This is a genomic window from Hymenobacter sp. 5317J-9 (genome assembly GCF_022921075.1).
Lineage (GTDB): Bacteria > Bacteroidota > Bacteroidia > Cytophagales > Hymenobacteraceae > Hymenobacter.
On sequence record NZ_CP095050.1, the window covers coordinates 3,953,126 to 3,976,871 of the forward strand.

Annotated in this window: 21 protein-coding genes and 1 pseudogene; 5 read left to right on the forward strand and 17 right to left on the reverse strand. The window is 62.4% G+C overall.

The features are described 5' to 3' along the window. Nucleotides 1-55: 55 nt before the first annotated feature. The 3 genes from MUN81_RS16585 to MUN81_RS16595 form a co-directional block, all read right to left on the reverse strand. Nucleotides 56-823 carry an MBL fold metallo-hydrolase gene (locus tag MUN81_RS16585; RefSeq protein WP_245112387.1) on the reverse strand — a complete coding sequence of 256 codons (768 nt, stop codon included), beginning with the start codon at nt 821-823 and terminating at the stop codon, nt 56-58. Nucleotides 824-910: 87 nt separating this feature from the next. After that, complete coding sequence (locus MUN81_RS16590; RefSeq protein ID WP_245112388.1) at nt 911-1,297, reverse strand: response regulator; 387 nt, start codon at nt 1,295-1,297, stop codon at nt 911-913. Nucleotides 1,298-1,352: 55 nt separating this feature from the next. Continuing rightward, nucleotides 1,353-5,042, reverse strand: coding sequence for a PAS domain S-box protein (locus tag MUN81_RS16595; RefSeq protein ID WP_245112389.1), 3,690 nt, complete (start codon nt 5,040-5,042; stop codon nt 1,353-1,355). A gap of 126 nt (nt 5,043-5,168) precedes the next feature. On the opposite strand from MUN81_RS16595, the gene MUN81_RS16600 reads away from it, so the two are divergent. Then, nucleotides 5,169-6,308 carry a glycosyltransferase gene (locus MUN81_RS16600; RefSeq protein WP_245112391.1) on the forward strand — a complete coding sequence of 380 codons (1,140 nt, stop codon included), beginning with the start codon at nt 5,169-5,171 and terminating at the stop codon, nt 6,306-6,308. A 68-nt stretch (nt 6,309-6,376) separates the two neighbouring features. On the opposite strand, the gene MUN81_RS16605 is transcribed toward MUN81_RS16600, so the two are convergent. Next, on the reverse strand, nt 6,377-6,724 hold the full coding sequence (locus MUN81_RS16605) for a hypothetical protein (protein ID WP_245112393.1): 348 nt from the start codon (nt 6,722-6,724) through the stop codon (nt 6,377-6,379). Between the two features lie 258 nt (nt 6,725-6,982). Here MUN81_RS16605 and MUN81_RS16610 point away from each other — a divergent pair, with 258 nt between their 5' ends. Then, on the forward strand, nt 6,983-8,665 hold the full coding sequence (locus MUN81_RS16610; RefSeq protein ID WP_245112395.1) for an amidase: 1,683 nt from the start codon (nt 6,983-6,985) through the stop codon (nt 8,663-8,665). Continuing rightward, nucleotides 8,666-9,589, forward strand: a complete 924-nt coding sequence (gene miaA, locus MUN81_RS16615) for a tRNA (adenosine(37)-N6)-dimethylallyltransferase MiaA (protein WP_245112401.1) — start codon at nt 8,666-8,668, stop codon at nt 9,587-9,589. Nucleotides 9,590-9,677: 88 nt separating this feature from the next. On the opposite strand, the gene pfkA is transcribed toward miaA, so the two are convergent. Beyond that, a complete protein-coding gene (pfkA, locus tag MUN81_RS16620; RefSeq protein ID WP_245112403.1) occupies nt 9,678-10,649 on the reverse strand; it encodes a 6-phosphofructokinase in 972 nt (323 codons plus the stop codon). A 232-nt stretch (nt 10,650-10,881) separates the two neighbouring features. On the opposite strand from pfkA, the gene MUN81_RS16625 reads away from it, so the two are divergent. Beyond that, nucleotides 10,882-11,340 (forward strand): TerB family tellurite resistance protein, encoded by a 459-nt coding sequence (locus tag MUN81_RS16625; RefSeq protein WP_245112405.1) that lies wholly within the window; start codon nt 10,882-10,884, stop codon nt 11,338-11,340. Nucleotides 11,341-11,433: 93 nt separating this feature from the next. Here the strand turns inward: MUN81_RS16625 and MUN81_RS16630 are convergent, their stop codons facing one another. From MUN81_RS16630 to MUN81_RS16645, 4 genes are all read right to left on the reverse strand, one after another. Further along, nucleotides 11,434-12,630 (reverse strand): aspartate aminotransferase family protein, encoded by a 1,197-nt coding sequence (locus tag MUN81_RS16630; RefSeq protein ID WP_245117407.1) that lies wholly within the window; start codon nt 12,628-12,630, stop codon nt 11,434-11,436. Between the two features lie 245 nt (nt 12,631-12,875). Further along, complete coding sequence (locus tag MUN81_RS16635; protein ID WP_245112407.1) at nt 12,876-13,370, reverse strand: hypothetical protein; 495 nt, start codon at nt 13,368-13,370, stop codon at nt 12,876-12,878. Between the two features lie 14 nt (nt 13,371-13,384). Continuing rightward, nucleotides 13,385-13,837, reverse strand: a complete 453-nt coding sequence (locus MUN81_RS16640; RefSeq protein ID WP_245112409.1) for a hypothetical protein — start codon at nt 13,835-13,837, stop codon at nt 13,385-13,387. A 66-nt stretch (nt 13,838-13,903) separates the two neighbouring features. Then, entirely contained in the window at nt 13,904-14,452 is a 549-nt protein-coding gene (locus tag MUN81_RS16645; protein WP_245112417.1) for a sigma-70 family RNA polymerase sigma factor, read from the reverse strand. A gap of 157 nt (nt 14,453-14,609) precedes the next feature. Here MUN81_RS16645 and MUN81_RS16650 point away from each other — a divergent pair, with 157 nt between their 5' ends. Next, nucleotides 14,610-15,425 (forward strand): methyltransferase domain-containing protein, encoded by an 816-nt coding sequence (locus tag MUN81_RS16650; protein WP_245112418.1) that lies wholly within the window; start codon nt 14,610-14,612, stop codon nt 15,423-15,425. Between the two features lie 74 nt (nt 15,426-15,499). Here MUN81_RS16650 and MUN81_RS16655 read toward each other — a convergent pair whose 3' ends face one another. The 8 genes and pseudogenes from MUN81_RS16655 to MUN81_RS16690 all read right to left on the reverse strand — a co-directional run bounded on the left by MUN81_RS16655 (nt 15,500) and on the right by MUN81_RS16690 (nt 23,537). After that, a complete protein-coding gene (locus MUN81_RS16655) occupies nt 15,500-15,880 on the reverse strand; it encodes a hypothetical protein (RefSeq protein ID WP_245112420.1) in 381 nt (126 codons plus the stop codon). Between the two features lie 169 nt (nt 15,881-16,049). Then, nucleotides 16,050-17,006, reverse strand: a complete 957-nt coding sequence (locus tag MUN81_RS16660; RefSeq protein ID WP_245112422.1) for a transketolase C-terminal domain-containing protein — start codon at nt 17,004-17,006, stop codon at nt 16,050-16,052. A gap of 113 nt (nt 17,007-17,119) precedes the next feature. Continuing rightward, on the reverse strand, nt 17,120-17,482 hold the full coding sequence (locus MUN81_RS16665; RefSeq protein ID WP_245112424.1) for an endonuclease domain-containing protein: 363 nt from the start codon (nt 17,480-17,482) through the stop codon (nt 17,120-17,122). A gap of 116 nt (nt 17,483-17,598) precedes the next feature. Then, nucleotides 17,599-18,957 carry a VWA domain-containing protein gene (locus tag MUN81_RS16670; protein WP_245112430.1) on the reverse strand — a complete coding sequence of 453 codons (1,359 nt, stop codon included), beginning with the start codon at nt 18,955-18,957 and terminating at the stop codon, nt 17,599-17,601. A gap of 151 nt (nt 18,958-19,108) precedes the next feature. Continuing rightward, nucleotides 19,109-19,995 (reverse strand): annotated as a pseudogene (locus MUN81_RS16675) (transketolase). 158 nt (nt 19,996-20,153) lie between these two features. Further along, nucleotides 20,154-20,600 (reverse strand): thioredoxin-dependent thiol peroxidase, encoded by a 447-nt coding sequence (gene bcp / locus MUN81_RS16680; RefSeq protein WP_245112432.1) that lies wholly within the window; start codon nt 20,598-20,600, stop codon nt 20,154-20,156. Nucleotides 20,601-20,775: 175 nt separating this feature from the next. Next, on the reverse strand, nt 20,776-22,779 hold the full coding sequence (locus MUN81_RS16685; RefSeq protein ID WP_245112434.1) for a peptidoglycan DD-metalloendopeptidase family protein: 2,004 nt from the start codon (nt 22,777-22,779) through the stop codon (nt 20,776-20,778). A 143-nt stretch (nt 22,780-22,922) separates the two neighbouring features. Continuing rightward, nucleotides 22,923-23,537: a fumarylacetoacetate hydrolase family protein gene (locus tag MUN81_RS16690; protein ID WP_245112436.1), complete on the reverse strand. Its 615-nt coding sequence runs from the start codon at nt 23,535-23,537 to the stop codon at nt 22,923-22,925. Between the last annotated feature and the right edge of the window lie 209 nt (nt 23,538-23,746).

Sequence of the window (23,746 nt, forward strand, 5' to 3'; positions counted from 1 at the left end):
CAGGGTAAGTTCGGGCCCGACGTTATTCAACGGATAAACGCGCTGTGGTGCGTTCCTACACCTCCACCCGCAGCCCGTCATACGCCAGCCGAATCCAATCGGGCAGCTCAGCTTCCACCTCTTGGTGGCGGCCCAGCTGGTGGCTGATGTGCGTGAGAAATGCCCGCTTGGGCGCGGCCTCTTCCAGCACGGCCACGGCCTGGGCCAGCGTGAAGTGCGAAATATGCTCTTCGCGCCGCAAGGCGTTGAGCACGATGACGTCGGCATCGCGGAGCTGGGCGCGGGTTTCGGGGCCGATGTGGTTGGCGTCCGTCAGGTAGCAGAAGCCGCCGATGCGGAAGCCCAGCACCGGCAGGCGGTGGTGCATGGCCCGCAGGGGCTGCACGGGCACGCCCAGCACGTCAAACGGCGCGTCGTCGCGCTCAATGGGGTGCAGCGTCACGCGCGGCACGCCGGGGTACTTATTCTCGGCAAAAATGTAGGCAAACTCCTGTTGCAGCTGGCCCAGCACGCGGGGCTCGGCAAAAACCGGCATGTCGGTCTGCTGCCGGAAATTGAACGCCCGAATGTCGTCGAGGCCGGCGGTGTGGTCTTTGTGCTCGTGGGTGAACAGCAGCGCGTCGAGGTGCGTGATGCGGGCGCGCAGCATCTGCTGCCGGAAATCGGGGCCGGAGTCAATCACGAAGCTGCGGCCGGCCACTTCCACGTGCACCGACACGCGCAGGCGGTGGTCGCGGTGGTCGAGCGAGCGGCACACCGCGCAGGTGCACCCAATCATGGGCACGCCCGACGAGGTGCCCGTACCTAAGAACGTTACAACCATTTTAATGAGTGAATGGGTGAATGGGTGAAGGAGCAAATGGCCGCGTGCTCATTCACCCATTCACTCACTCACCCATTCACCAATTGATTAGCCCACGTATTGCTTCACCACGCGCACCAGGGCGTCGAAGTCGAGGGGCTTGGGCAGGTAATCGGTCACGCCGGCTTCGCGGAACTGGTCCATCGAGTAGTTGTTGGCGTTGCCGGTGATGGCGATGATGGGCAACTTGTTGATGGCCGGGTCGGCGTGGGCGCGGATTTCGCGGGTGCACTGCATGCCGTCCTTCACCGGGATGTTGATGTCCATGAGCACACAATCGACCGGCGTGGATTCGAGTTGCTTGAGGACTTCGCCTCCGTTTTTGGCCAGCACGATTTTGTACTTCTGCAACTCCAGAATTTTCCGGGTGAGGTTGAGAATCACCGAGCTGTCCTCAGCAATCAGAATGGTTTTGGATTGGGTATCGACGGACATGAGCGTTGGGGGTTGAATTGAATGGGGGGTAGAGAAATGGAAGAACGGGCCGATATTATTCGGCGGGGGTACTGATGGCTCGCTCAACGGCGCCGGGGTATTCGGCTACGAACTGTGCAAAGTAATATTCCAGAAGTTGAAATCCCGCCGCGCCTTCCTCCATGCGCCCGCCCTTGAGCTGGTGCTCGAGGTAGCGGGCCTGGGCCGCCAGGGCCACGCCGCCGAGCGTGGCGGCCGTGCCTTTTAACTGGTGCAACATGGGCAGCAGGTCGCGGTAGTTGCCTTCGGCGGCCGTGGGGGCGGCGTCGCGCAGCAGGTCGCCGGCCTCCTGCTCAAACTCCTGGTAAAGGTCGGACGTGAACTCGGTGCCGCCCAGCTCCACCAGCTGCCGCAGGATGGTTTCGTCGAGTGTGGGCTCCTTGGCCACCTCGGGCGCGGGCGTGGGCAAGGGCGGCGGCCCGCCGGCTACCGTAGCCGGCGCGGCCGGCGCCGTGGCCATGGCCGACCCTTCGCCCACGGGGCGGCCGGGGCGCGGGCGCAGCCAGCGGTGCAGCACTTCGTAGAGGTGGCGGCTTTTCACGGGCTTGCCCACGTAGTCGTCGAGGCCCTGGCGCATGAAGCGGCCGGCGTCTTCCTGCATGGAGTAAGCCGTCATGGCCACCACGGGCGGACAGCTTTCGCCCAGCAAGCGCCGGATTTCGGCCGTGGCCGCCACGCCGTCCATGTCGGGCATCTGGATGTCCATGAAGATGATGTTGAAGTCGGCCCCGGGGGCCGTCACCATGTCAATGGCTTCGGGGCCGCCGCCGGCCACGCTCACCTGGCAGCCCAGCTTGGTGAGCAGGCGCTGGCCCACCTTCTGGTTGATGGCGTTGTCGTCGACGAGGAGCACGCGCGGCGAGGCATCAAACGGCTGGAACACGGGCTCGCGCACCTGCGGCGCCACGGGCAGCTCGCTGCTCACGGCCTCGCGGGCGCTGATGGTGAACCAGAACACCGAGCCCTCGCCCTCGTCCGACAGCACGCCGATTTCGCCGCCCAAGAGCTCGGCCAGCTGCCGGCTGATGCTCAGGCCCAGGCCCGTGCCGCCGTAGGCCTTGCTGGGCGTGGTGTCGAGCTGGGTGAAGTTGGTGAAGAGCAGGCTGGCGTTGTCGTTGGAAATGCCGATGCCCGAGTCCTGCACCGCGAAGCGCAGGGTGTGGTGCTCGCCGTCGGTGCTCACGCTGCTCACCACAATGGCCACGGTGCCTTCGTTGGTGAACTTGATGGCGTTGGCCACGAGGTTGGACAAAATCTGGAGCAGGCGCACCTCGTCCGTTATCACGAAGCGCGGCGTGTGCGGCGTGATGTGGTAGGTGAAGCGGATGTGCTTCTGCTCGGCCCGGTAGATGAACAGGGCCCGGATGCGCTCCATCACGGCCTGCAACTCGATGGCCGTTTCGTGAATCTGCAGCTTGCCGGCCTGAATTTTCGACAGGTCGAGGATGTCGTTCAGGATGGTGAGCAGGGCATCGGAGCTCTTGCGCAGCGTGTCCACGTAGTCGAGCTGCTCTTCGGTTTCCACCGTTTGGTCGAGCAGGTCAATCATGCCAATGATGCCGTTCATGGGCGTGCGCAGCTCGTGGCTCATGTTGGCCAAGAACTGCGTTTTGGCTTCCAGCGCAGCTTCGGCGGCGTCCTTGGCCAGGCGCAGGTCGTCCTGCATCTGCCGGATTTCGGTCACGTCGCGGGCAATGCCTTCGGTGCCGAGTTGGCCGACGGGCTCCTCGCCTTCGGGCGGGGTGGTCAAGCGGGCGTTCACCAGCACACTCACCGGGTAGCCGTCCTTGTGCCACATCTGGGTTTCGAAGTTGCGCAGGCCGCGGCTGCGCTCGGTTTCCGAGTTGGCCCGGTCCATGTCGTCGGCGTCCACGAAGTAGTTGCGCACGGGCTGGCCCAGCACCTCCTCGGGCTCGTAGCCCAGCACCTCGCGCACCGAGGGGCTCACGATGGTGAGCAGGCCCTCGCCATCGGTGCGGTAATAGATGTCTTGGAACGACTCGAAGATGTTGCGGAACTTCTCCTCCTGCTCTTCCAGCGCCAGTTGGGCGCGCTTTTGCTCGGTGATGTCGTGCGCAATGGCCGAAATCTCCTCAAACGAGCCGTCGCCCAGGTAAATGGGGTTCAGGTGAATGTCGGTCCACACGTCGTAACCGCGGGCGTCGCGCAGGCGCATCTCAAAGCGCTGCGCCTGGCCCTTGGCGGCGGCGTCGTAATGGCGCACAAAAATGTCGCGCTCGTGCTCGGGCATGTGGGCCAGGTCGGCTTCCCACAGGTTGAGGCCGCGCACGGGGTAGGTGCCGTTGCGCCGCAGGAACAGGGCCGCGTAGTTGCGGTTGAAGTTCATGAGGTGGGCACGGGTGTTCACTGTCCACATCACGTGCGAGCCGCTTTCGAAAATGGCGTTGAGGCGGGCCGTCTGCTTGCCAATCTGCTCCTCGTTGCGCTTGCGCTCGATGGCCAGCGCCACCTGGTTCGAGATGAAGTGCAGCACGTCGAGGTCACCGGGCGTGTAGGCATCGGCGCGGGTGTAGTCCTGCACGGCCAGCACCCCAATGATGCGGTCGCCGATGCTGAGCGGCGAGGCCAGCATCACTTCGGGCACCAGGCCGTGGGCCGTGACGGTGCCGCTGCGCACCAGCTGCTGAAAATCGGTGTGCGTGAGGTAGCGGGGCTGCCCGCCGGCAATGATGTACTCCGACACGCCGTTGGAAAACGGCAAAGCGCCCAGCGGGCGGTGCTGCGGGTGCTGGTCGACGTGGTAGGCAAACTGCAATTGCGTGCGAGCGTCGTCGCAAAGCGCGATAAACAGGTTGCTGGTTTCGATAATCTTGCTCAGCTCGCGGTGAATGGCGCCGTAGAGGCTGGGCAAGTCTTTGGCCGAAATGGCCAGGTTGGCAATGCTGTAGTAGACCTTCTGCAGGCGCTCGGCCTTGATGCGGTCGGTGATGTCGTGCAGAATGGCGCGGCTGCTCACCGGCTGGCCTTCCTCGCGCACCACGCTCATGCTCCCAATGAGGTGCACGGGTTTGCCCTGATTGGTCAGAAACACGGTTTCGACCTTGTTCACGGGCTCGCCGTCGTACAAGTTGCGCAGCTGGTACAGCAGCTTGGCCTTGTAGTAGGGGTGCACCACATCGGCGAGTGTGCGGGTGGCCAGCTCGGCGTCGGAATAGCCCAGCTTTTCCTTCCAGGCCTTGTTCACGAACAGGAAGCCGTTGTCGGCGCTCAGGTGCTGCACCAAGTCCTGGGCGTTGTCGAGGAAGTCCTGCAAGTGGGTGCTGTCGCCGGTGAGGGCGGGGCTGGCCAGCAGCTGCTCGTTGGGCACTTCGCCCGCCATCCACACGCCCGTGATGATGCCGGCCACGTCGCGGGTGAAGCCCGCGCGCCAGTGCACCTGCCGCAGCTGGCCCGTACGTGTGAGCACGGGCCGCTCGCTGCTGGCGGCAATGGTTTCATGGGCAATGCTGTCGAGGTATTCCTGGCGCTGGGTGGGGCGCTCGGGCAACGGCGAAAACATCTCGTAACCGATGCGGCCCACCACCTGCTTGCGTGTGTAGCCCGTGAGCGCCAGGAAGGCTTCGTTCACGTCCATGACGGTGCCCACCACGTCGAGCAGCACGTACACTTGCCCCAGTTGGTCGAGCAGCGCTGTCAGCGGCGGCGCCACGGGGCGGGTCGAAGAAGCAGCCGGGAATGAAGCCATACAATAACGCGTCCTGCCTGTTGAAATTCCTGCTAATATAACCACCGTCGTGCCGGGCGGCGGCGTAAATTTGGCCAAAATAAAATAACTAACGCGGCCCCGGTTCCGAGGCGCCCGCTTCCGCTCTTGCCGCTTCCTTCCGCGCCGCGCCTGCTTTTCGCCGTTACCACCGACCTGTGCTTCGACCAGCGCATGCAGCGCATTTGCGGCAGCCTGGCCGCGGCCGGCTACCAGGTGCAGCTCGTGGGCTGGCAGCGGCCGGCCTCGCCCCCGCTCACGCCCCAGCCCTACCAACAGCACCGGCTGCGCGGTTGGTTTCAGAAGGGCAAGCTGTTTTACCTGGAATACAACCTGCGGCTGCTCATCTACTTACTGAGCCAACACGCCGCCGCCTGGTGCGCCTGCGACCTCGACACCGCCCTGCCCGTGTGGCTACGGGCGAGGTTAGGCGGGCAGCCGCTGGTATACGACGCCCACGAGTTGTTCACGGAGGTGCCCGAGGTGGTGGCCCGGCCGGCGGTGCAGCGCGTGTGGCGCTGGGTCGAAGGCTTCATTGTGCCGCGGGCGCGGCTGGCTTACACCGTAGGGCCGGCGTTGGCCGGAGTGTTTGAGCAACGCTACGGCCGGCCCTTTGGCGTGGTGCGCAACGTGAGTCGCCTACGCGAACAAGACGTATTGCCGCCCGCGCCCAGCGCCGCGCCGGCCGGCGGCTACATCCTGTACCAGGGGGCCCTGAACGTGGGCCGCGGCCTCGAAAACCTGCTCGATGCCATGCCGCAAGTGGCCGGCCGGCTGGTGATATGCGGCGAAGGCGACCTCTCGGCGGCCCTGCGCGCGCGCGCCGACCGGCTGGGCCTGCTGGAATCGGGCAAAGTGGAGTTTCGCGGCTTCGTGCTGCCCGAGACGCTCCGTGAGGTGACGCGCCACGCCGCCGTGGGCATTATGCTGCTCGAAAACATCGGGCTGAGCTATTACTATTCGCTGGCCAACAAGTTCTTCGACTACGTGCATGCCGGCATCCCGCAGGTGCTCATCGATTTTCCCGAATACCGCACCCTCAACGACGAGTTCGACGTGGCCGAGCTGGTGACCGACCTCGCGCCCGCTACCCTGGCCCGCGCCCTCAACCGCCTGCTGCGCGACGAGCCCGCCCGCTACCAGCACCTGGCCGCCAACTGCCGCCGCGCCGCGCCCGAGCTCAGCTGGCAGCACGAGGAGCGGGCGCTGCGGCAGTATTGGGCACAAGTAGTGCCGCTGGCTGAATAGCCCGCGGAAAAAGCTTGGCTTCCTGACTTGGTTATGCCGGTTGCCGAAGCAATTGACGGCCTGCGGCTTCAGAGCCGCCCCTCACCCAGCACGGCCCGGCAAACCGCCGCGCAAGGCAAGGCCACCGGGAACACGGCCAGCAGGCCGGCGACGCGGGGCAAGGCCACGCCCAGCAGGTTTTGCCCGTAGAGCGGCGCAGCATTGAACAGAAAGCTTAGGTCCGAGACGTGGGCCGTCACGCCGAGTTGCCCCAGCCGCAGGTAGGCTCCTACCACGGGCAGCAGCAGCCCGGCACTCAGCCAATACCCGGCCCGAAAATCCCGGCGCGGCGCCCGGCGCCAGCGGTCAACGCAGTGCAGCAATGCGGCCGCGGTGAGGCCGACCAGGAGCACAAGGGATAGAAGCTGGGGGAGCATGCTGGGGAAAACGAGGAGGCGCTGCGGGGAGAACGACAAATGGGGAAGGCCTTTTGCGCAAAGAAACGGCCGGACAACGAATTGAAAAGGCGGCACTGACGAATCCTTGTCTTGTTCAAAAGCTGCCGCCACGTATTACTGCTAACGTGAATTTCACCTGTGGCTGGATGCCCGGCCAAGCGGCGGGCCGCCTAACTTCGTACGGACGTTTTTATTCGGCCTGCGGCCTCTCCTGTCCGGACTCCCAATCCTTTTGCTTTGAAAAAACGACTCCCTGCCCTGCTCCTTGGCACGGCCTGTTTCGCCGCTGGCGTCCTGGTGGCGCGGCCCTCGGCCCCGGAAGAAATCACGGTGCCCATGCTGCGCGCTGCCCAGCAGCTCATGGGGCTGAGCTTCTCCGACGCCCAGCTCGATTCGACGCGCCGCAACCTGAGCGGCTACCGCGACAGCTACGAGGCCCTGCGCAAGCTGGACATGCCCAACAGCGTGGCGCCCTCGGTGGTGTTCGACCCGCGCCCCCTGCGGCTGCGGCAGGCCGCTCTGACGGCAGCCACCGTCAACCCCGGCAAGCTGCCGGAAATGGCCAAGGTAAAGCTGCCCGCCACCCGCGACGACCTCGCTTTCTACACCGTGCGCCAGCTGGGCGAGCTGCTGCGCACCAAGCAGATTTCTTCTGAAGAGTTGACCACATTCTTTCTGGCCCGCCTTAAGAAGTACGACCCCAAGCTGCACTGCGTCATCACCCTCACCGAGGACCTGGCTCTGCAGCAGGCCCGGCAGGCCGACCAAGAAATCAGGGCCGGTAAGTACCGTGGGCCGCTGCACGGCATCCCCTACGGCGCCAAGGACTTGTTCAGCGCCAAGGGCTACAAAACCACCTGGGGCTCGGTGCCCTACAAAGACCAAACCCTAGACGAAGACGCGGCCGTGGTAGAGCGCCTGCGCGCCGCCGGCGCTGTGCTCTGCGCCAAGCTCACGCTGGGCGAGCTGGCCCAGGGCGACGTGTGGTTTGGTGAGAAAACCCGCACGCCCTGGGACGTCACCAAGGGTTCCAGCGGCTCGTCGGCGGGTTCGGCGTCGGCGGTGGCGGCGGGGCTGCTGCCGTTTGCCATCGGCACCGAAACGCTGGGCTCCATCATCAGCCCCAGCACGGCGTGCGGCACCACCGGCCTGCGCCCCACCTACGGCCGCGTGAGCCGCGCCGGCGCCATGGCCCTGAGCTGGACCATGGACAAAGCCGGCCCGCTGGCCCGTTCGGCTGAAGATTGCGCCCTGGTGCTGGCTGCCCTCACCGCCGCCGGCCCCGATGCCCGCGACCCCGCCACCCTGCTGGCGCCCAACGCTTTCCGCTACGCCTTCGGCACAAACTTGAAAAAGCTGCGCGTGGGCTACATCAAAAAGGCTTTCGACCAGGACTACCCCACCAAGGCCAACGACCAGGCCGTGCTCGACGTGCTGCGCAAGCTAGGCGTGGAGCTGGTGCCGCTGGAGATGCCCGCGCTGTCGGGCAATATCCTGCGCTTTGTACTTACGGCCGAAGGCGCGGCGGCGTTCGATGGCCTCACCCGCTCGGGCCGCGATGGGCAGATGGTGCTGCAAAACCGCTTTGCCTGGCCCAATACCTTCCGCTCGTCGCGCTTCATTCCGGCCGTGGAGTACCTGCAGGCCCAGCGCGCCCGCAGCCTGCTCATCGAGCAGATGGATGCCCAACTCAAGGGCTTCGACGCGTACATCACGCCCTCCTTCAGCGCCAGCCTTGTGGTCACCAACCTGACTGGTCACCCCGCCATAGCCCTGCCCAACGGCTTCACACCCCAGGGCCTGCCTACCACCATCACCTTCATCGGCCAGCTCTACGAAGAAGGCACTTTGCTTGCTTTGGCCAAGGCCTACCAGGACGCCACGGAGTTTGACGAGAAACATCCCCCTCTGAACTTCTAAATGGCAGACCTGCTTCCCCCTGCTATCCTGACCCAACTGGCGCCCACGGCCGCCGACCCGCGTCCGGTGCTGCTCACCATTGCTGGCCCTACGGCTGTGGGCAAAACCGCCCTGTGCGTGCAGTTGGCCCAGCAATTCAACACCGAAATCGTGTCGGCCGACTCGCGCCAGTTCTTTCGCGAGCTGAGCATCGGCACGGCCAAGCCCACGCCCGAGGAAATGCAGGGCGTGGCGCATCACTTCATCGACAGCCACAGCATCAGCGAGGACTACAGCGCCGGTCGCTTTGCCGCTGATGCCTTGGCCGTGCTCGAAAAGCTATTCAAACAGCATCCCCTGGTCATCCTCACCGGCGGCTCGGGGCTCTACGTGCAGGCCGTCACCGATGGGCTTGATGAGCTGCCCAGCGTGCCGCCCGAAGTGCGCGCCCAGCTCCACACCGAACTGGCCACCCACGGCCTGCCCCACCTCGTGGCCGAGCTCGCCCAAACCGACCCCGTGGCCCACGCCCGCATCGACCAGCAAAACCCCCAGCGCATCGTGCGCGCCCTGGAAATCACGCGCGCCACGGGCCGGCCATTTTCCAGCTTCCACTCCGACGGCCCACCGCCCGAAAACCCGCTCTTCCGCAACGTAAAAGTGGCCCTAACGCGCGAGCGGGAAATGCTGTATGAGCGCATCAACCTGCGCGTGGAGCACATGCTGGCCGCCGGCCTGCTCGAAGAGGTGCAATCGGTACTCCCCTACCGCCACCACCACGCCCTGCAAACCGTGGGCTACCAGGAAATATTCGGCTACCTCGACGGCGAATACGACTGGGCCGAGGCCGTGCGCCTGCTTCAGCGCAACACTCGCCGCTACGCCAAGCGCCAGCTCACCTGGCTGCGCCGCGACCCGGCGTATCAGTGGGTAGAATTAGGGTAAGAGGGTGTGGGGGTAAGAAGGCAAGAGTTGTCATGTGCGGACATAATTCCTACCCTCCTGCCCCACACCCTCTTACCCTAAAAAAACCCTACACGCTCAGAATCTCCACCATCCGCATAAAGCTCTGGTTGATAAGTTTTTTCTTGTTGATGGTATCAATGAATGGCGTGTAAACCAGCTTCTTGTCGATGATGCCGGCCATGACGTTGCGCATGCCGTTCATCAGGCCCTCCACGGCTGCGATGCCAAGTTGCGAGCCCAGCAGGCGGTCGGCGGCCGTGGGCGAGCCGCCCCGCTGAATATGGCCGATAACCGTGACGCGCGTATCGAGCTGCGGAATGGCTTCTTTCACGCGGGCTGCCACCTGGGTGGCGTTGCCCTCCTCGTCGCCCTCGGCCACGATGACGATGAACGAGGTTTTGGAGCGGTGCCAGCCGGCCTGCAGGGTTTCCACGGCCACGTCGGTGCTCATCTGGGTTTCCGGAATCATCACGATTTCGGCCCCGCCGCCGATGGCGCAGGGAATGGCGATGTAGCCCGAGTCGCGGCCCATCACCTCCACAAAGAAGCACCGGTCGTGCGAGTCGGCCGTGTCGCGGATTTTGTCGATGCAGTCCAGGGCGGTATTCACGGCCGTGTCGTAGCCGATGGTATAATCGGTGCCGTACAGGTCGTTGTCGATGGTGCCGGGCGCGCCCACCGTTGGGATGCCGAACTCCTCCTCAAAAATCATGGCGCCCGTGAAGGTGCCATTGCCGCCGATGGCCACGAGGCCCTCGATGCCGTGATTTACCAACTGGTCGAATGCCTGCTGCCGGCCTTCCTTGGTCATGAACTTCAGGCTGCGGGCCGATTTCAGGATGGTGCCGCCCTTCTGCACCGTGTTGGACACCGACGCCGAATCGAGCCGCACGAACTCGCCCTTAATCATGCCGCTGTAGCCGCGCATAATGCCATACACCTCAATGCCATGGTAGGTGGCGGTGCGCACCACCGCCCGGATGGCGGCGTTCATGCCCGGCGAGTCGCCGCCGCTGGTAAATACTGCTATTCTCTTCATCAACTTGTTCTTAAATCACGCGGGCAGGCCAATGGCGCCCAAACCCCGCAAAGTTGGCGAAACGATTGCATATCCGCGGCAGGCTACCCCAAAATACCCGCCAACGGGGCGTCATCTTTTTTTAGCGCTTTTCGTAACAATGGCAGAAATCGGCCGGTTTTTTTACTACATTGACTCGACAATCGGTCCGATTGCTGTAAAATCATCTTCCACCTCTTAATTCCCACGTTTTATGTTCGGTTTTTTTGAAAATGAGCAAGCCAAAAAAATTAAGGGTCACTTGCTGAACCTGGCGGCCCTGGCCAAGGCGGACGGCCACATCGACGCGCGGGAGATGAACTTCATCCTGGCCGTGGGCAAGAAGAACGGGCTGAGCTCGTCGGAAGTGCAAGCGCTGGTTTCGGGCGCCAAAGGCACCAGCAACGACCTGCCCACCAACGACTCTGAGCGGTTCGACCAGATTTTTGACCTGGTAGACATGATGCTGGCCGACGGCATTGTGGACGAGACGGAAATGGAATTCTGCATCATGATGGCCGAAAAGCTGGGCTTCCGCAAAGCCATTGTGGGCGTGCTGGTCCGTAAAATTTCGCAGGGCGTGAAAGACGGCCTGCCGCGCGAGCGCATCAAAGAGGAAAGCAATGCCTTTTTGAACTACAACGAGTTGCCCCGGCCCCAGGTAGTGCTGTAGGCCTATGGCATAACTGTACTACGGCCTTTCGTTGCCGGCCCGCCGCCTTCCGTTACCGGACTTGCGGCGGGCCGGCCTGCGTTTGGGGCCGGCTCAGGCCGAGCCCGTGACGTGCGAAATGGCCCGCAGCAAGGCCGCGCAGGCCTCGTCAATCTCGGCGTCGGTAATGATGAGCGGGGGAGCTAGCCGCAGAGAATTGTCGCAGAACAAGAACCAATCGGTGAGAATGCCTTCGTGCTCCAGCGCATGGTCGATGATGGGCTTGAGCAACTCAAACGAATCAAATTCCACGGCCATCAGCAGGCCGCAGCCGCGCACGGCCCGGATGGCCGGGTGCCGCAGCTGCGCCCGAAAGCGGGCCGCCTTGGCCGCCACGCCCTCGGCCAGCCGCTCGTCCTGAATGACCTGCAGAGTGGCCAGGGCCGCTGCGCAGCTCACCGGGTGCCCGCCGAAGGTGGTGCAGTGCCCTAGAATGGGGTTGGTTTTGAAGCCCGACATGATTTCGGTGCTCGAAATGAAGGCCCCGATGGGCATGCCACCGCCCATGCCCTTGGCGCACACCAGAATGTCGGGCTCGATGCCGAACTGCTCGAAGGCCCACATGCTGCCCGTGCGCCCGTAGCCGCACTGAATTTCATCCAGAATGAGCAACGCGCCCACTTCGGTGCAGCGGGCGCGCAGGGCCGGCAGGTACTCGGGGCTGGGCACGCGCACGCCGGCTTCGCCCTGCACGGTTTCGATGACCACAGCGGCAGTGCGCTCGGTGATGAAGGCCAGGTCGGCCAGCTCGTTGTGGCGAATGTGGCGCACATCGGGCAGCAGCGGGCGGAAGCTGTTCTTGAAGCCTTCGGAACCGGTGATGGACAACGCGCCGTGCGTGGAGCCGTGGTAGGCGTTGCGGCAGGAAATGAGCTCGGTGCGGCCGGTGTGGCGCTTGGCCAGCTTCAGGGCGCCCTCAATGGCCTCGGTGCCGGAGTTGGTGAAATACACCGAATCGAGCTGCGCGGGCAGGGTTTTGTGGATGGCCTCGGCCAGCTGGGCGGGCACGGCCTGCACCAGCTCGCCGTACACCATCAGGTGCAGGTACTTATCGAGCTGGGCCTGAATGCCGGCCAGCACGCGCGGGTGGCGGTGGCCCACGTTGCTCACGCCAATGCCTGAAATCAGGTCGAGGTAGCGGCGGCCGTCGGGGCCGTACATGTAGATGCCCTCGGCCCGCTCAATTTCCAGCAGCAGCGGAAAATCGGAGGTTTGGGCCTGGTGGCGCAGGAATAATTGGCGGGGGGTCAGGACCACGGACTTTTCGGATTTAAGCGTATAATCGGATTTTGTATATAGCCGTTTGTCATCCTGAGCGCAGCGAAGGACCTTATCACGTCTGAGCCAGATTGGTTATAATGTGATAAGGTCCTTCGCTGCGCTCAGGATGACAAACAACTTTCAAAACCAGCGAAAAATGATTTCGATTATTCTGCAAAAATAAAGAGGCCGCTGCGGGGGCAGCGGCCTCTGGGCATAGCTCAGAAAGAAGGGGCTCAATTGGTGTCGCCAGCGGCCGGGCCGCCCGCGCCGGCCACGCGCTTGATGACTTCCTTGGTAAAGTCGCGCTCGGCCTGAAACAGCTGGGCCACCTGGCGCAGCGAAATCACCTTCTGAAACTTGTCGAAGTACTCCTTCTCCAGGTTCAGCTCCTGCTGGCGCATGGTGAAAGCCTGGTTGAAATTGTCGCGAATCTGCTGGTCGGTCATGCCGTCCGTCACGTCGCGGCGCAGGAGGCGGCCACTGCGGTTGAGTTCGCGGCGCTTGGCTGAAAACTCGTTGTAGAGCGGCCAGAACTTCTGGGCTTGCTCCTGCGTGAGCGACACGCGGTTGGTAATGAAGGCGATTTTGGCGTTTTCGAGCTGACCAAGGCGCTGGCCTTTGCGGCCGCCCCCGAAGCCCTGGCCGCCCTGGGCGTGGGCCGCCGGGGCCAGGGTCAGCAGCAACGCTGCCAGGCTAACTAATCGAAAGACAGATGAAATAGAAAACATAAGCGGGAAAGGAATTACAAATACGTCAGGTCTTCGGAAGGCTGGTCGTCGAGGGCCTGGGTGAGTTCCTCTTCCGAGGCGTGCAGAAAGCCTTTGGCGATGTTGGGGTGGGCGGCCGTGAGCACGGCCAGGTCAGAATTCTCGACGCGGGCGCCGCTGGTGAGCAGGTAGCCCACCAGCTCAGTGCGCGGCACGGCGTCGAGCGTGGTCGCGGCCACGGGGGCTTGCGGGGCCGGCCCACTCAGAAAAAACGAGGCTGCAAAGCCGCCCAGCACGGCCACCGAGGCCAAGCTGGTGCGCAGCGCCGGCGTAAGCCAGGCCAGCCAGCCGGGCGCCGCGGCGTGGGCCTCGGCCTGGGGCAGCCGCGCCATGATTTGCATGGGCAGCTTATCGAAATAGCCAGCGGGCGGCTCGCTCAGCGGGCGGGGCCGCCGGGGGTGCGCGTCTAGCTTAAAAGGAGTTTTCATGGCGGTTGGATGAAGAACGGGGGGCGGCGTTTAACTCCGCAAGTAAAAATTTGTCTTTTGGCCGAATTAGTCGTCGGTGGTGCGGGTCACGTATTCCTCCACTTTTTTCACGGCGTGGTGGTAGCTGGCTTTCAACGCGCCCACGCTGGTGCCCGTTACTTCGGCCATTTGCTCGTAGGGCATCTCGTCGTAGTAGCGCAGGTTGAACACGAGGCGCTGCTTGTCGGGCAGGCGCAGGATGGCTTTTTGTAGCTTCAGCTCAATCTCGTCGCCGGCCACGGCGGGGTCGGCTTCGATTTTGGCGGCCAACTCGGCGCCCACGTCGGTGAGGGGCAGCAGGAACTTGCGCCGCTTGCTGCTCAAAAAATTCAGGCACTCGTTGGTGGCAATGCGGTATATCCAGGTGAAGAGGGCGGCGTCTTGCCGGAAGTTCTCCAGGTGCTTCCACACTTTCACGAACACGTCCTGGGTGAGGTCGTCGGCGTCGTCGTGGTCAATCACCATCTTGCGCACGTGCCAGTACACCTTGCTCTGGTACTTGCGCACGAGCTGGTTGAACGCCAGGTTGCGCGAGGCCGGGTCTTGAAACTTGAGGAGAATTTCGTGGTCTTCCAAACGGAGAGGCCGGGATTGTGGCGGAGAACGGACGCGGGTTGGATGGCCGCTGCGCCGGCAAGTTTAACGGCTCAGCTCAACAATGCTGCTGGCCACCAAGTATATTATTTTTTAATATATATATTTACCAAAACCCATTATCTTCCTTTGTTTCACCATGATAAACCCCAACAAAGCCCTCTGGGAAAAAGGCGATTTCACGCAAATTGCCCAAACCATGCGCCAAAGTGGCGAGGAATTAGTGGCCAAGCTTGGCATCACCACAGGCATGCGGGTGCTGGACCTGGGGTGCGGCGACGGCACCACGGCCATCCCCGAAGCGCAGCACGGCGCCGAGGTGCTTGGCGTCGACATTGCCAGCAACCTGGTGGCGGCCGCCAGCAAGCGGGTGGCCGCAGCCGGCTTGGCTAACTGCCGCTTTCAGGAAGGCGACGCCTGCAACCTGAGCGACCTGCCCGACCATTCCTTCGACCGGGTGGTGAGCATTTTCGGGGCCATGTTTGCGCCCAAGCCCTTCGACGTGGCTAAGGAAATGGTGCGCGTGACCAAGCCGGGCGGCAAAATCGTGATGGGCAACTGGATTCCCGGCGACCCCACCCTGGTGGCGCAAATCCTGAAAATCAGCTCGGCCTACACCCCGCCCCCACCCGAAGGTTTCATCAGCCCGATGACCTGGGGCATTGAGGCCAACGTGCTGGAACGCTTCGGCCAGGCCGGCATCCCGCCGGAGCACATCGCCTGCGAGAAGGACACGTTCACCTTCGTGGCTCCTTTCGCGCCCAGCGAGTTTGTACGGCTGTTTAAGAACTTCTACGGCCCGACGATGAACGCCTTCGAGGCGGCCGAGCGCAACGGCAAAGCGGCCGAGCTGGAACGGGAGCTAACAGAACTGTTCGTCAGCCAGAACAAGGCCGCCTCGCCGGACAGCACGCTAATCCCAGCTGCCTACCTGCGCGTGACCGTGAGCTGCTAACACGCGGGGCAAGCACGGGCCTGCCGCCACGGCAGAGGGTTTGCAGAACAGTATACCTACCAATGCAAGCGCCGCTATTTGCCGACGTAACCGCAGGTCCAGCGGTTGTCGGGGATGGTCGGAAAAACCAGAAAAAATTTATCGGGACGGTCTATTTTTTCAGCCTTCCCTTTGTCGAAATATCCCCCGGCAAATAGCAGGTTGCCGTCCTTGTCGACGCTGAATTTTCCTTTGCTGGGTTTTTCAAAGCCCGAGTAGAAATAGGTGCCGTCGGGGTTGATGGTGAACGAGCCCCGGGGGATGTACTCCACCATGCCGCCGCGGTATTTGCTGGCCGTGCAGCCGTATTTGCCGTATTTGAGGGGCGCTTTGGGTGCAGCCTGCGCCCAGCTGCCAGCCGGGGCCAGCGTGAGAAATGCACTGCCAATGGTGGCGAGTAGTAGGCGTTTTTTCATCGCAAAGAAGCACTGATTGAGTGGTTGCAGGCGCTAATCAACTACAACTTCTACAAACTAAAAAGCGCGTCACTGCCCGCAGGTGAAAGCCCGGGTGAGAAACGTGACCAAAACGCAGAAAGCCCCGCGGCCAATAGACCACGGGGCTTTCTGCAGAACCATTGCTTACCTACTTCTTCCTCTTCATCACGGCTTCCACGGCGGCCACGATGGCGGCTTCGTTGAGGTGGTATTTCTCCATCAGCTGGTCGGGGGTGCCGCTTTCGCCGAAGCTGTCGTGCACGGCCACCATTTCCAGGGGCAGGGGCTCCTCGCGGGCCAGCAGCTGGGCGATGCTGTCGCCGAGGCCGCCGTTCATCTGGTGCTCTTCGGCCGTCACCACGCAGCGGGTTTTGCGGGCCGAGGCCAGGATGGCCTGCGCATCCAGCGGCTTGATGGTGTGGATGTTGATGATTTCGGCGTTGATGCCTTTTTCAGCCAGCAGCTTGCCGGCCAGCACGGCCTTCCACACGAGGTGACCGGTGGCGAAGATGCTCACATCGGTGCCTTCGTTCAGCATCCAGGCTTTGCCGATTTCAAACTTCTGGTCGGCGGGCGTGAAGTTGGGCACCACGGGGCGGCCGAAGCGCAGGTACACGGGGCCTTCGTGGTCGGCAATGGCGATGGTGGCGGCTTTGGTCTGGTTGTAGTCGCAGGGGTTGATGACGGTCATGCCGGGCAGCATTTTCATCATGCCCAGGTCTTCCAGAATCTGGTGGGTGGCGCCGTCTTCGCCCAGCGTGAGGCCGGCGTGGGAGGCGCAGATTTTCACGTTCTTGCCCGAGTAGGCAATGCTCTGGCGAATCTGGTCGTACACGCGGCCGGTGCTGAAGTTGGCGAAGGTGCCCGTGAAGGGGATTTTGCCGCCAATGGTCATGCCGGCGGCCACGCCCATCATGTTGGCCTCGGCGATGCCGACCTGGAAAAACCGGTCGGGGTTTTCCTTTTTGAAGGCGTCCATTTTGAGCGAGCCGGTGAGGTCGGCGCAGAGGGCTACCACGTTGGGATTGGTTTTGCCCAGCTCGGCCAGGCCCGCGCCGAAGCCGCTGCGGGTGTCTTTCGATTCGGTGTAGGGGAAGTCTTTCATGGGGAGGTAAGGGAGGTTGAGACGGTTAAACTCCCCTCCTTTTTTAAGGAGGGGACATTTTCACGAAGTGAAAATTGGGGTGGTTAAGCCGTTGAACGACTTACCCCAGAGAATCAAGCAGTATGAAATTTATTTCTGATGGACTGCAACACGCTTTCCAGCGCAGACCAAATCAATTTATTCTCAAAGCGGATTACCTGAATACCGAGCGTATTGAGATAATGGGTGCGGGTGGTATCGTGAGCATTGCCGGCCACTGTGTAGTGGCCGGCGCCGTCAAGTTCCACGGCTAATCGTTCTTCGGGACAGTAGAAGTCCAGCACATAACTACCAACACTGTGCTGGCGGCGGAACTTGCGGCCGGCAAGTTGGCCGCCTTTCAAGGACTTCCACAACGTGGCTTCAGCCGGCGTAAGCGCACTGCGCAAGGTGCGCCGGTCATCTTTTTTCTGCGGAAGGTTGTGGTAGCTGTCCATGATGGAGTGTTGTTCTTTTTTCTTCTAGGCGGGTCGTTCAACGACTTAACCACCCCAGTTTCAGCTTCGCTGAAACATCCCCTCCTTAAAAAAGGAGGGGAGCTTGTCGTTCTGTTTCATTTTCCAAAAATGGCCACCGACGTCGTTTGCCCGCTGCGGATGGTGAAGTTGCGCACGTCGGTAAACTTGCTGGCGGTGCTGGTGGTGGTGCGGAACACCAGACGGTAAGCGCCCGGCTGCATGGGCAGGTTCACTTTGCTGCTGCCGCCGTAGGGCAGGTCATAAATCCAGGTCTGCGACTCGTCGTCGTTGAGCTGGTAGATGCTGCCGTAGCCTTTTAAGTCGGACGTGATGTTGAGCGTGCCCGGCGAGTCATAAGTGAACGTGTATTCCTGGCCTTGCTTGATGGTGATGCGGCGCACGGTGCGCGGCAAGGTCAGAGCCTCTACCTCGTAGTTGCCGGCCAGCAGCTTCTGGCGGGTGCCGAAGTTACCGGCCGTGACGGTGGCGCCCGCCTGGCTGCGCACCAGCGCCCGCACGGTGCCGTAGGGGTTGGGCGTGAGCGGCGGGTTTTGCAGCCACAGCGTGCCCTGCGGTGTTTTGAAGGTGAAGACGTTGGCCTTACCAGGCTTAATGGGCAGGTTGGCCTGGCGCACGGGCGGCACCGTGTTTATCACCAAGTCGTAGCTCTGCAGGGCGTCGATGTCGAGCACATCGGGCTTACCCTGGGCGTCGCGGTAGTGCACGTAGTTGTACTCCGGCTGCTCGGTCACGTTGTTCACGAAGGTCATGTTCACGTTCGTTTCCACGGGGCGGCCGTTGGCGTCGGTCAGGTTGACGGAGACGGTAGTTTTGCTCAGCGTTTGGGCAATGACGTCGTCCATCACCGTGCGGAAGGTTTTCACCTCAGCGGCGTTGTAGTACTGGCCCAGGCATTCGAGCTGCTTGCCAAAATCCCGCTCGGCCCCGATGCCGATGACAAAGGGCTTGAGGAACACGTGCTTGCGCTGCAAGGCAATGGAAGCCGCGCAGGGGTCGCGGTTACACGATTCGAGGCCGTCGGTAATAAGCAACAACACGTTGCGCGACGACTTATCCGTCGGAAAGTCGTTGGCCGACTGCTCCAGCGAGTACGTGATGGGCGTGTTGCCCTGCGCCTTCAGCGTGGTTAGCTTGTCCTTGATAGCCTTGGCGTTGCGCGGCGCAAACGGCACTTCCAGCTTGGAGTCCTGGCAGTTTTTGTCGGCGTTCGGAAACTGATGGCCGTACACGCGCAGGCCCAACTCCAGGTTGGGGTAGGCGTTGAGCGAGTCGACCATTTTACTCAGCATGCGTTTGGCCACGGCCCAGCGCGGCTGGCCTTCCCAGGGCGCCATCATCGAACCCGAAGCATCGAGCAGGAAAAGAATGCGCGTGACTTTGGGCTTCTCGGGCGCAGCGTTTTGGGCGTGGGCGGTGAAGCTCAGAAGAAGCAACAGTACCGTCCAGACGCGACGCCTCACCCCCGGCCCCTCTCCCCAGGGAGAGGGGAGCCGCACGATTTCCGTCAGGAGCATAACCGGTGCCCCCTCTCCTGTTGGAGAGGGGGTCAGGGGGTGAGGCGCCACGTCCGAACGGTACCACATATTAGTAGTCGCCTTCGGTGCCCACTTTCAGCTGGTCGAGGGCTTCGGCCAGCTGCTTGTCGTTCGGGGCCACGCCGTGCCACTTGTGGCCGTCCATCATGAAATCGACGCCGAAGCCCATTTTCGTGTCCATGATGAACATGATGGGGCGGGCTTTGCCGGTGGCGGCCACGCAGTTTTCCAGCGTGGGCAGCAAGGCGTCGAAGTGGTTGCCGTCGCCTTCAATCACGTGCCAGCCAAAGGCTTCAAACTTGCGGCGCAGGTCGCCCAGGCCCCCGATTTCGTCGGTCGAACCGTCAATCTGCTGGCCGTTGCGGTCCACGATGGCAATCAGGTTGTCGATTTTGTGGTGAGCAGCGTACATGGCCGCTTCCCAGTTCTGGCCTTCTTCCAGTTCGCCGTCGCCCATCAGCACAAACACGCGCTGCTTGTCGCCGTTCAGCTTTTTGGCCTGGGCGGCGCCGCAGGCCACGCTCAGGCCCTGGCCCAGCGAGCCCGAAGCTACCCGGATGCCGGGCAGGCCTTCGTGGGTGGTGGGTGGCCCTGCAGGCGCGAGTCGAGCTTGCGGAAGGTGCTCAGCTCGCTCACCGGGAAATAGCCCGAGCGCGCCAGGCACGAATACATGGTGGCCGAGGTGTGGCCGTTGGACAGGAAAAACAGGTCCTGGTCCTTGCCGTCCATGTCGAAGGGCTCGGGGTGGTGCTTCATCACCTTGAAGTAGAGCGCCACCAGCAAATCGGTGATGCCGAGCGAGCCGCCGGGGTGGCCCGAGTTCACGGCGTGCACCATGCGCACGATGTCGCGGCGCACCTGGGTGGCTATTTCCTTGAGCTCCTCGATGGATTTTTCGGGTTTTTCGACGGTTTTGGCGGTGGTGGTATCGGCCATGAGTATGGAGAAAATGGAGTTCAGTGGGGTAAAGGTAGTGAACGGTATAATGGCCGGACGGCCGCGTTTCACGGCTTGCCTATTGCAATCGGTCCCGATAGAAGCCTTAAGAAAGTCACTTACGGGCTCGTGGTAAGCGCCAGCGAAGCGGTAGCACCTTACAGCAGCTGCGCCGTGTGCTCCTTGGTATCTACCTTCTTGATAACCTTCTCAATTACGCCATTTTCGTCAATCAGAAACGTGGTGCGCACGGTACCCATGTATGTTTTGCCGTAATTTTTCTTTTCCTGCCACACGCCGTAGTCCTGCACAATTTTCTTCTCCGTATCGACCAGCAGCGGGAAGGGCAGGTCGTACTTGAGGGCGAATTTCTTGTGGGCGGCCTCGCCGTCGATGCTCACGCCGATGACCTGAATGTTCTGGGCTTCGAGCTCTTCCTGGTGGTCGCGCAGGTTGCAGGCCTGGGCGGTGCAGCCGGGCGTGTCATCTTTGGGATAGAAATAGAGGGCCACTTTCTGGCCGCGGTAATCGTGCAGGCTGACGGTGTTGCCGTCCTGGTCCTGGGCGGTGAAATCGGGAGCGGGTTGGCCGGGTTCGAGGGGCATTTTGGGTTGGGGGTATAGGTTTAGGAATTGCGCGGCCGTCATGCAGAGCGCAGCGAAGCATCTTTACCGCGCAAGTAATCCATTTCGCAGGGATTTAGTTACGCGGTAAAGATGCTTCGCTGCGCTCTGCATGACGTTCCATTAACTCATCTCCCTCCCCCCATACCCTCCTGCCCTACAAGCTCAGCGGAATCACTCGCTCGTTGCCGGCCTGGTCGGTGAGGCGCAGCTCGGCGGGGCCATGCAGGCGCGGGCCCAAGGTGTCGGAAGCCACGGTGAAGAGCAGGGCCTTCTTGTGCTCGTAGCGCAGCATCCGGAACTTGCCGCCGATGAGCAAACGGTAGCTGGCCAGGCCCGACATGTCGTCGCCCACCGAAAACGAGAGCTGCCCGCCCGCGCGCCCAATCAGGCTGCCGCGCGGCGCAGTGGTGTCGCGCAGAATGCGGTAAGAGGCAAACTGACGGATTTGGGCCGTAATCTGGCCCCGGTCGTCCCATTTGCCGCCCACGTAGGCCTTGCCGCCTTTGGCCGTGGCCGCGTAGATAGCCGTGCGCGCCGGGTCGGCGGGCGGGGTGGCGGGCTTGAGGGTGAGGGTAGCCGTGTGGTAGAGGGGCTGCAGCGGCGAGCCCACCGTCCAGAAGCCGCTGCCGGTGGGCTCGGGCTTGAAGGACGTGCTCAGGTAAAGGTTGCCAAACAGCGTTTCGGGGCCGAACACGAGGGTGAGGGCATTGGTGGCGTAGCTGGTTTCCTTGCCCGCCGGAATCATCACCTGGCGGTCGAATTTCTTGGTAATGTTGCCGAAGCGAATGGAATCGGGCAGGCCGGCGCGCAGGTCGTAGAGGTACACGTTTTCGCTGTTCTGCGTGTAGCTGGGCCGGATTTCGAGGCGGCGGTTGCCGCGCAGCAACGTCAGGTTGGCGGCCACGGAATCGGCGCTGGGGTCGGCCACCACGGCCTTCAGCAGGTTGCGCGTCACTTCAAAGCGCAGGGCCGTTTTCTTCACGGCTGCCGAGCGAGTTTTGAAGTATTCGGGCTGCTCGCCGCGCACTACCAGATGCACGGGCGTCTGGTTGTTGTAGGAGTCAGCCAGCGTGATGTCGATGTTGTAGAGCTTGCCAGCTTCTACGTTCAGGCGGCCCTTGCTGGGGCCGGTGGTGTACATGGCCAGGTCGTTGCCGTCGTCCACCCACAGCTTTTGCAGGGTGCGGCCCTGGGTGTTTTGGTATAGGAAATCGACGAAGTTGCCCACCTGCCGCGTGCCCGTCGGGAAGGGCACGGCGTCGATGTTGTGCTCGTAGAAGGGCTGCCCGTTCACCGTCATGGTCACGCGCTGAATGCCGTTCTTGTTCCAGGCATTGTCGAACCTATCGAAGCCCTGCACCAGCAGCCCCACCGTGCCAAAGGCGCTGATGGTATCGGCCCAGGTGGTGGCCACGCCGGGCCCAGGCAGCACTTTGGGCACAAACACGGCCTTGGCAAACACCTTCTTCACCCGCGCCTCAATGCCCAGCGGCTCCAGCGCAAAGGCTTGGAGCTGAGGCGCCACGTGGTCCTGAATTTCGGGGAAGCCGCCCCACTGCAAGGGGTTATATTGCCGGTCCTGGGCGTCGCGCACTTCCCAGTGCAGGTGCGGGCCCGCCGAGCCGCCCGTGTTGCCGCTCAGGGCCACCAGCTCGCCCCGCTTCACGGGGTATTTGTCCTTTTCAAAAAAGGCTTCCAGCTCGTAGCTCTGCTTATCATATTGGCGGCGCAGCAGCTCAGCCGCAAAGGCGCCCTTAAACTCATTCAGGTGCCCGTACACGGTGGTCGTGCCATTTGGGTGCGTGATGTAGAGCACGTTGCCGTAGCCAAACGACGACTGTTTCAGGCGCGACACGTAGCCATCGGCGGCGGCGTACACGGGCTGGTTCACCCCGCCGCCGGTCTTGATGTCGAGGCCGCCGTGGAAGTGGTTGGGCCGCAGCTCGCCCATGCTGCCGGCCAAAAAATTGGGCTTGCCCGGCGCAATGGGAAACATAAAATAGCCCGGCGCCACGGTGGGCCGGCCGGCTTTCAGCAGTTCGCTCACGGTGCTGCGGCTACGCTCGGCGGTGTCGGCTTCCTGCCCTCCTACCCGGCCGGCCATGCCAGCCGCAAGGGCCAGCGCCACACCGGTTATCAACTTCGCTTTATTCTTCAACTTGTAATCTATCAAAAAGGCCGTCATGCAGAGCGCAGCGCAGCATCTTGCTTGCCGCAAGTAATTAATACTGCCTCAACGAAGCGGTAAAGATGCTTCGCTGCGCTCTGCATAACGTTCTGTTTATTCAATCAAAAACGCCCCTACCGCACGTTCAGCTCCAGCAGCTTCTCCCCATCCAGGTAGCCGGTCAGCTGGTCGCCCATCTTTACGGCGGCCACGCCGGCGGGGGTGCCGGTAAAAATCAAGTCGCCCATTTTCAGCGAGATATATTTCGACACGAAGCTGATGATTTTGGCAAACGGGTGCAGCATCAGGCTCGAATTGCCGGTTTGGCGGGTTTCGCCGTTCACTTCGAGGTGGAAGTTGATGTTGGCCAGGTCGGCGAACTCGCTCACGGGCTTGAAGGTGGGCGAAATCGGGGCCGAGCCGTCGAAGGCTTTGGCCAGCTCCCAGGGCAGGCCCTTTTTCTTGAGCTCGCTCTGCAGGTCGCGGGCCGTGAAGTCAATGCCGAGGCCGATGGCGTCGAAATACGTGTGCGCAAACTGCTCCTCGATGTGGCGGCCGTTTTTGCTCACGCGCAGCACCAGCTCCAGCTCGTGGTGAATGTCCTGCGAGAACTCGGGCAAGAAAAACGGCTGGCCACGCTGAAGCAGCGCCGTTTCGGGCTTGAGGAAAATGACGGGCGCGCTGGGCACTTCGTTGTGCAGCTCGGCGATGTGGTCGGCGTAGTTGCGGCCGATGCAAATGATTTTCATGGAAGGAACGGGGGCAACGCGGAAGGAAGTCAAAACTACGCCCCCGGGCGGCCTTGCGACAACCCGGCGGCCGGTTTTTGTGACCTCCGCTGCGCGGCAGCCACAACATTTACCCGCCCTGCTGCCGTATAGGCCGCAACCGCGGGCGCCGCCGCCGGGCAGGCCCGCCGGCCACAACGGCCGCGGCTCTCCGGTTATTATTTCCCTCT

Excerpts from the sequence above, each read along its gene's own strand:
- MUN81_RS16585 (WP_245112387.1), bottom strand. The coding sequence starts at position 823 with ATGGTTGTAACGTTCTTAGGTACGGGCACCTCGTCGGGCGTGCCCATG.
- MUN81_RS16590 (WP_245112388.1), bottom strand. The coding sequence starts at position 1,297 with ATGTCCGTCGATACCCAATCCAAAACCATTCTGATTGCTGAGGACAGC.
- MUN81_RS16595 (WP_245112389.1), bottom strand. The coding sequence starts at position 5,042 with ATGGCTTCATTCCCGGCTGCTTCTTCGACCCGCCCCGTGGCGCCGCCG.
- MUN81_RS16605 (WP_245112393.1), bottom strand. The coding sequence starts at position 6,724 with ATGCTCCCCCAGCTTCTATCCCTTGTGCTCCTGGTCGGCCTCACCGCG.
- miaA (WP_245112401.1), top strand. The coding sequence starts at position 8,666 with ATGGCAGACCTGCTTCCCCCTGCTATCCTGACCCAACTGGCGCCCACG.
- pfkA (WP_245112403.1), bottom strand. The coding sequence starts at position 10,649 with ATGAAGAGAATAGCAGTATTTACCAGCGGCGGCGACTCGCCGGGCATG.
- MUN81_RS16625 (WP_245112405.1), top strand. The coding sequence starts at position 10,882 with ATGTTCGGTTTTTTTGAAAATGAGCAAGCCAAAAAAATTAAGGGTCAC.
- MUN81_RS16635 (WP_245112407.1), bottom strand. The coding sequence starts at position 13,370 with ATGTTTTCTATTTCATCTGTCTTTCGATTAGTTAGCCTGGCAGCGTTG.
- MUN81_RS16640 (WP_245112409.1), bottom strand. The coding sequence starts at position 13,837 with ATGAAAACTCCTTTTAAGCTAGACGCGCACCCCCGGCGGCCCCGCCCG.
- MUN81_RS16650 (WP_245112418.1), top strand. The coding sequence starts at position 14,610 with ATGATAAACCCCAACAAAGCCCTCTGGGAAAAAGGCGATTTCACGCAA.
- MUN81_RS16655 (WP_245112420.1), bottom strand. The coding sequence starts at position 15,880 with ATGAAAAAACGCCTACTACTCGCCACCATTGGCAGTGCATTTCTCACG.
- MUN81_RS16660 (WP_245112422.1), bottom strand. The coding sequence starts at position 17,006 with ATGAAAGACTTCCCCTACACCGAATCGAAAGACACCCGCAGCGGCTTC.
- MUN81_RS16665 (WP_245112424.1), bottom strand. The coding sequence starts at position 17,482 with ATGGACAGCTACCACAACCTTCCGCAGAAAAAAGATGACCGGCGCACC.
- bcp (WP_245112432.1), bottom strand. The coding sequence starts at position 20,600 with ATGCCCCTCGAACCCGGCCAACCCGCTCCCGATTTCACCGCCCAGGAC.
- MUN81_RS16690 (WP_245112436.1), bottom strand. The coding sequence starts at position 23,537 with ATGAAAATCATTTGCATCGGCCGCAACTACGCCGACCACATCGCCGAG.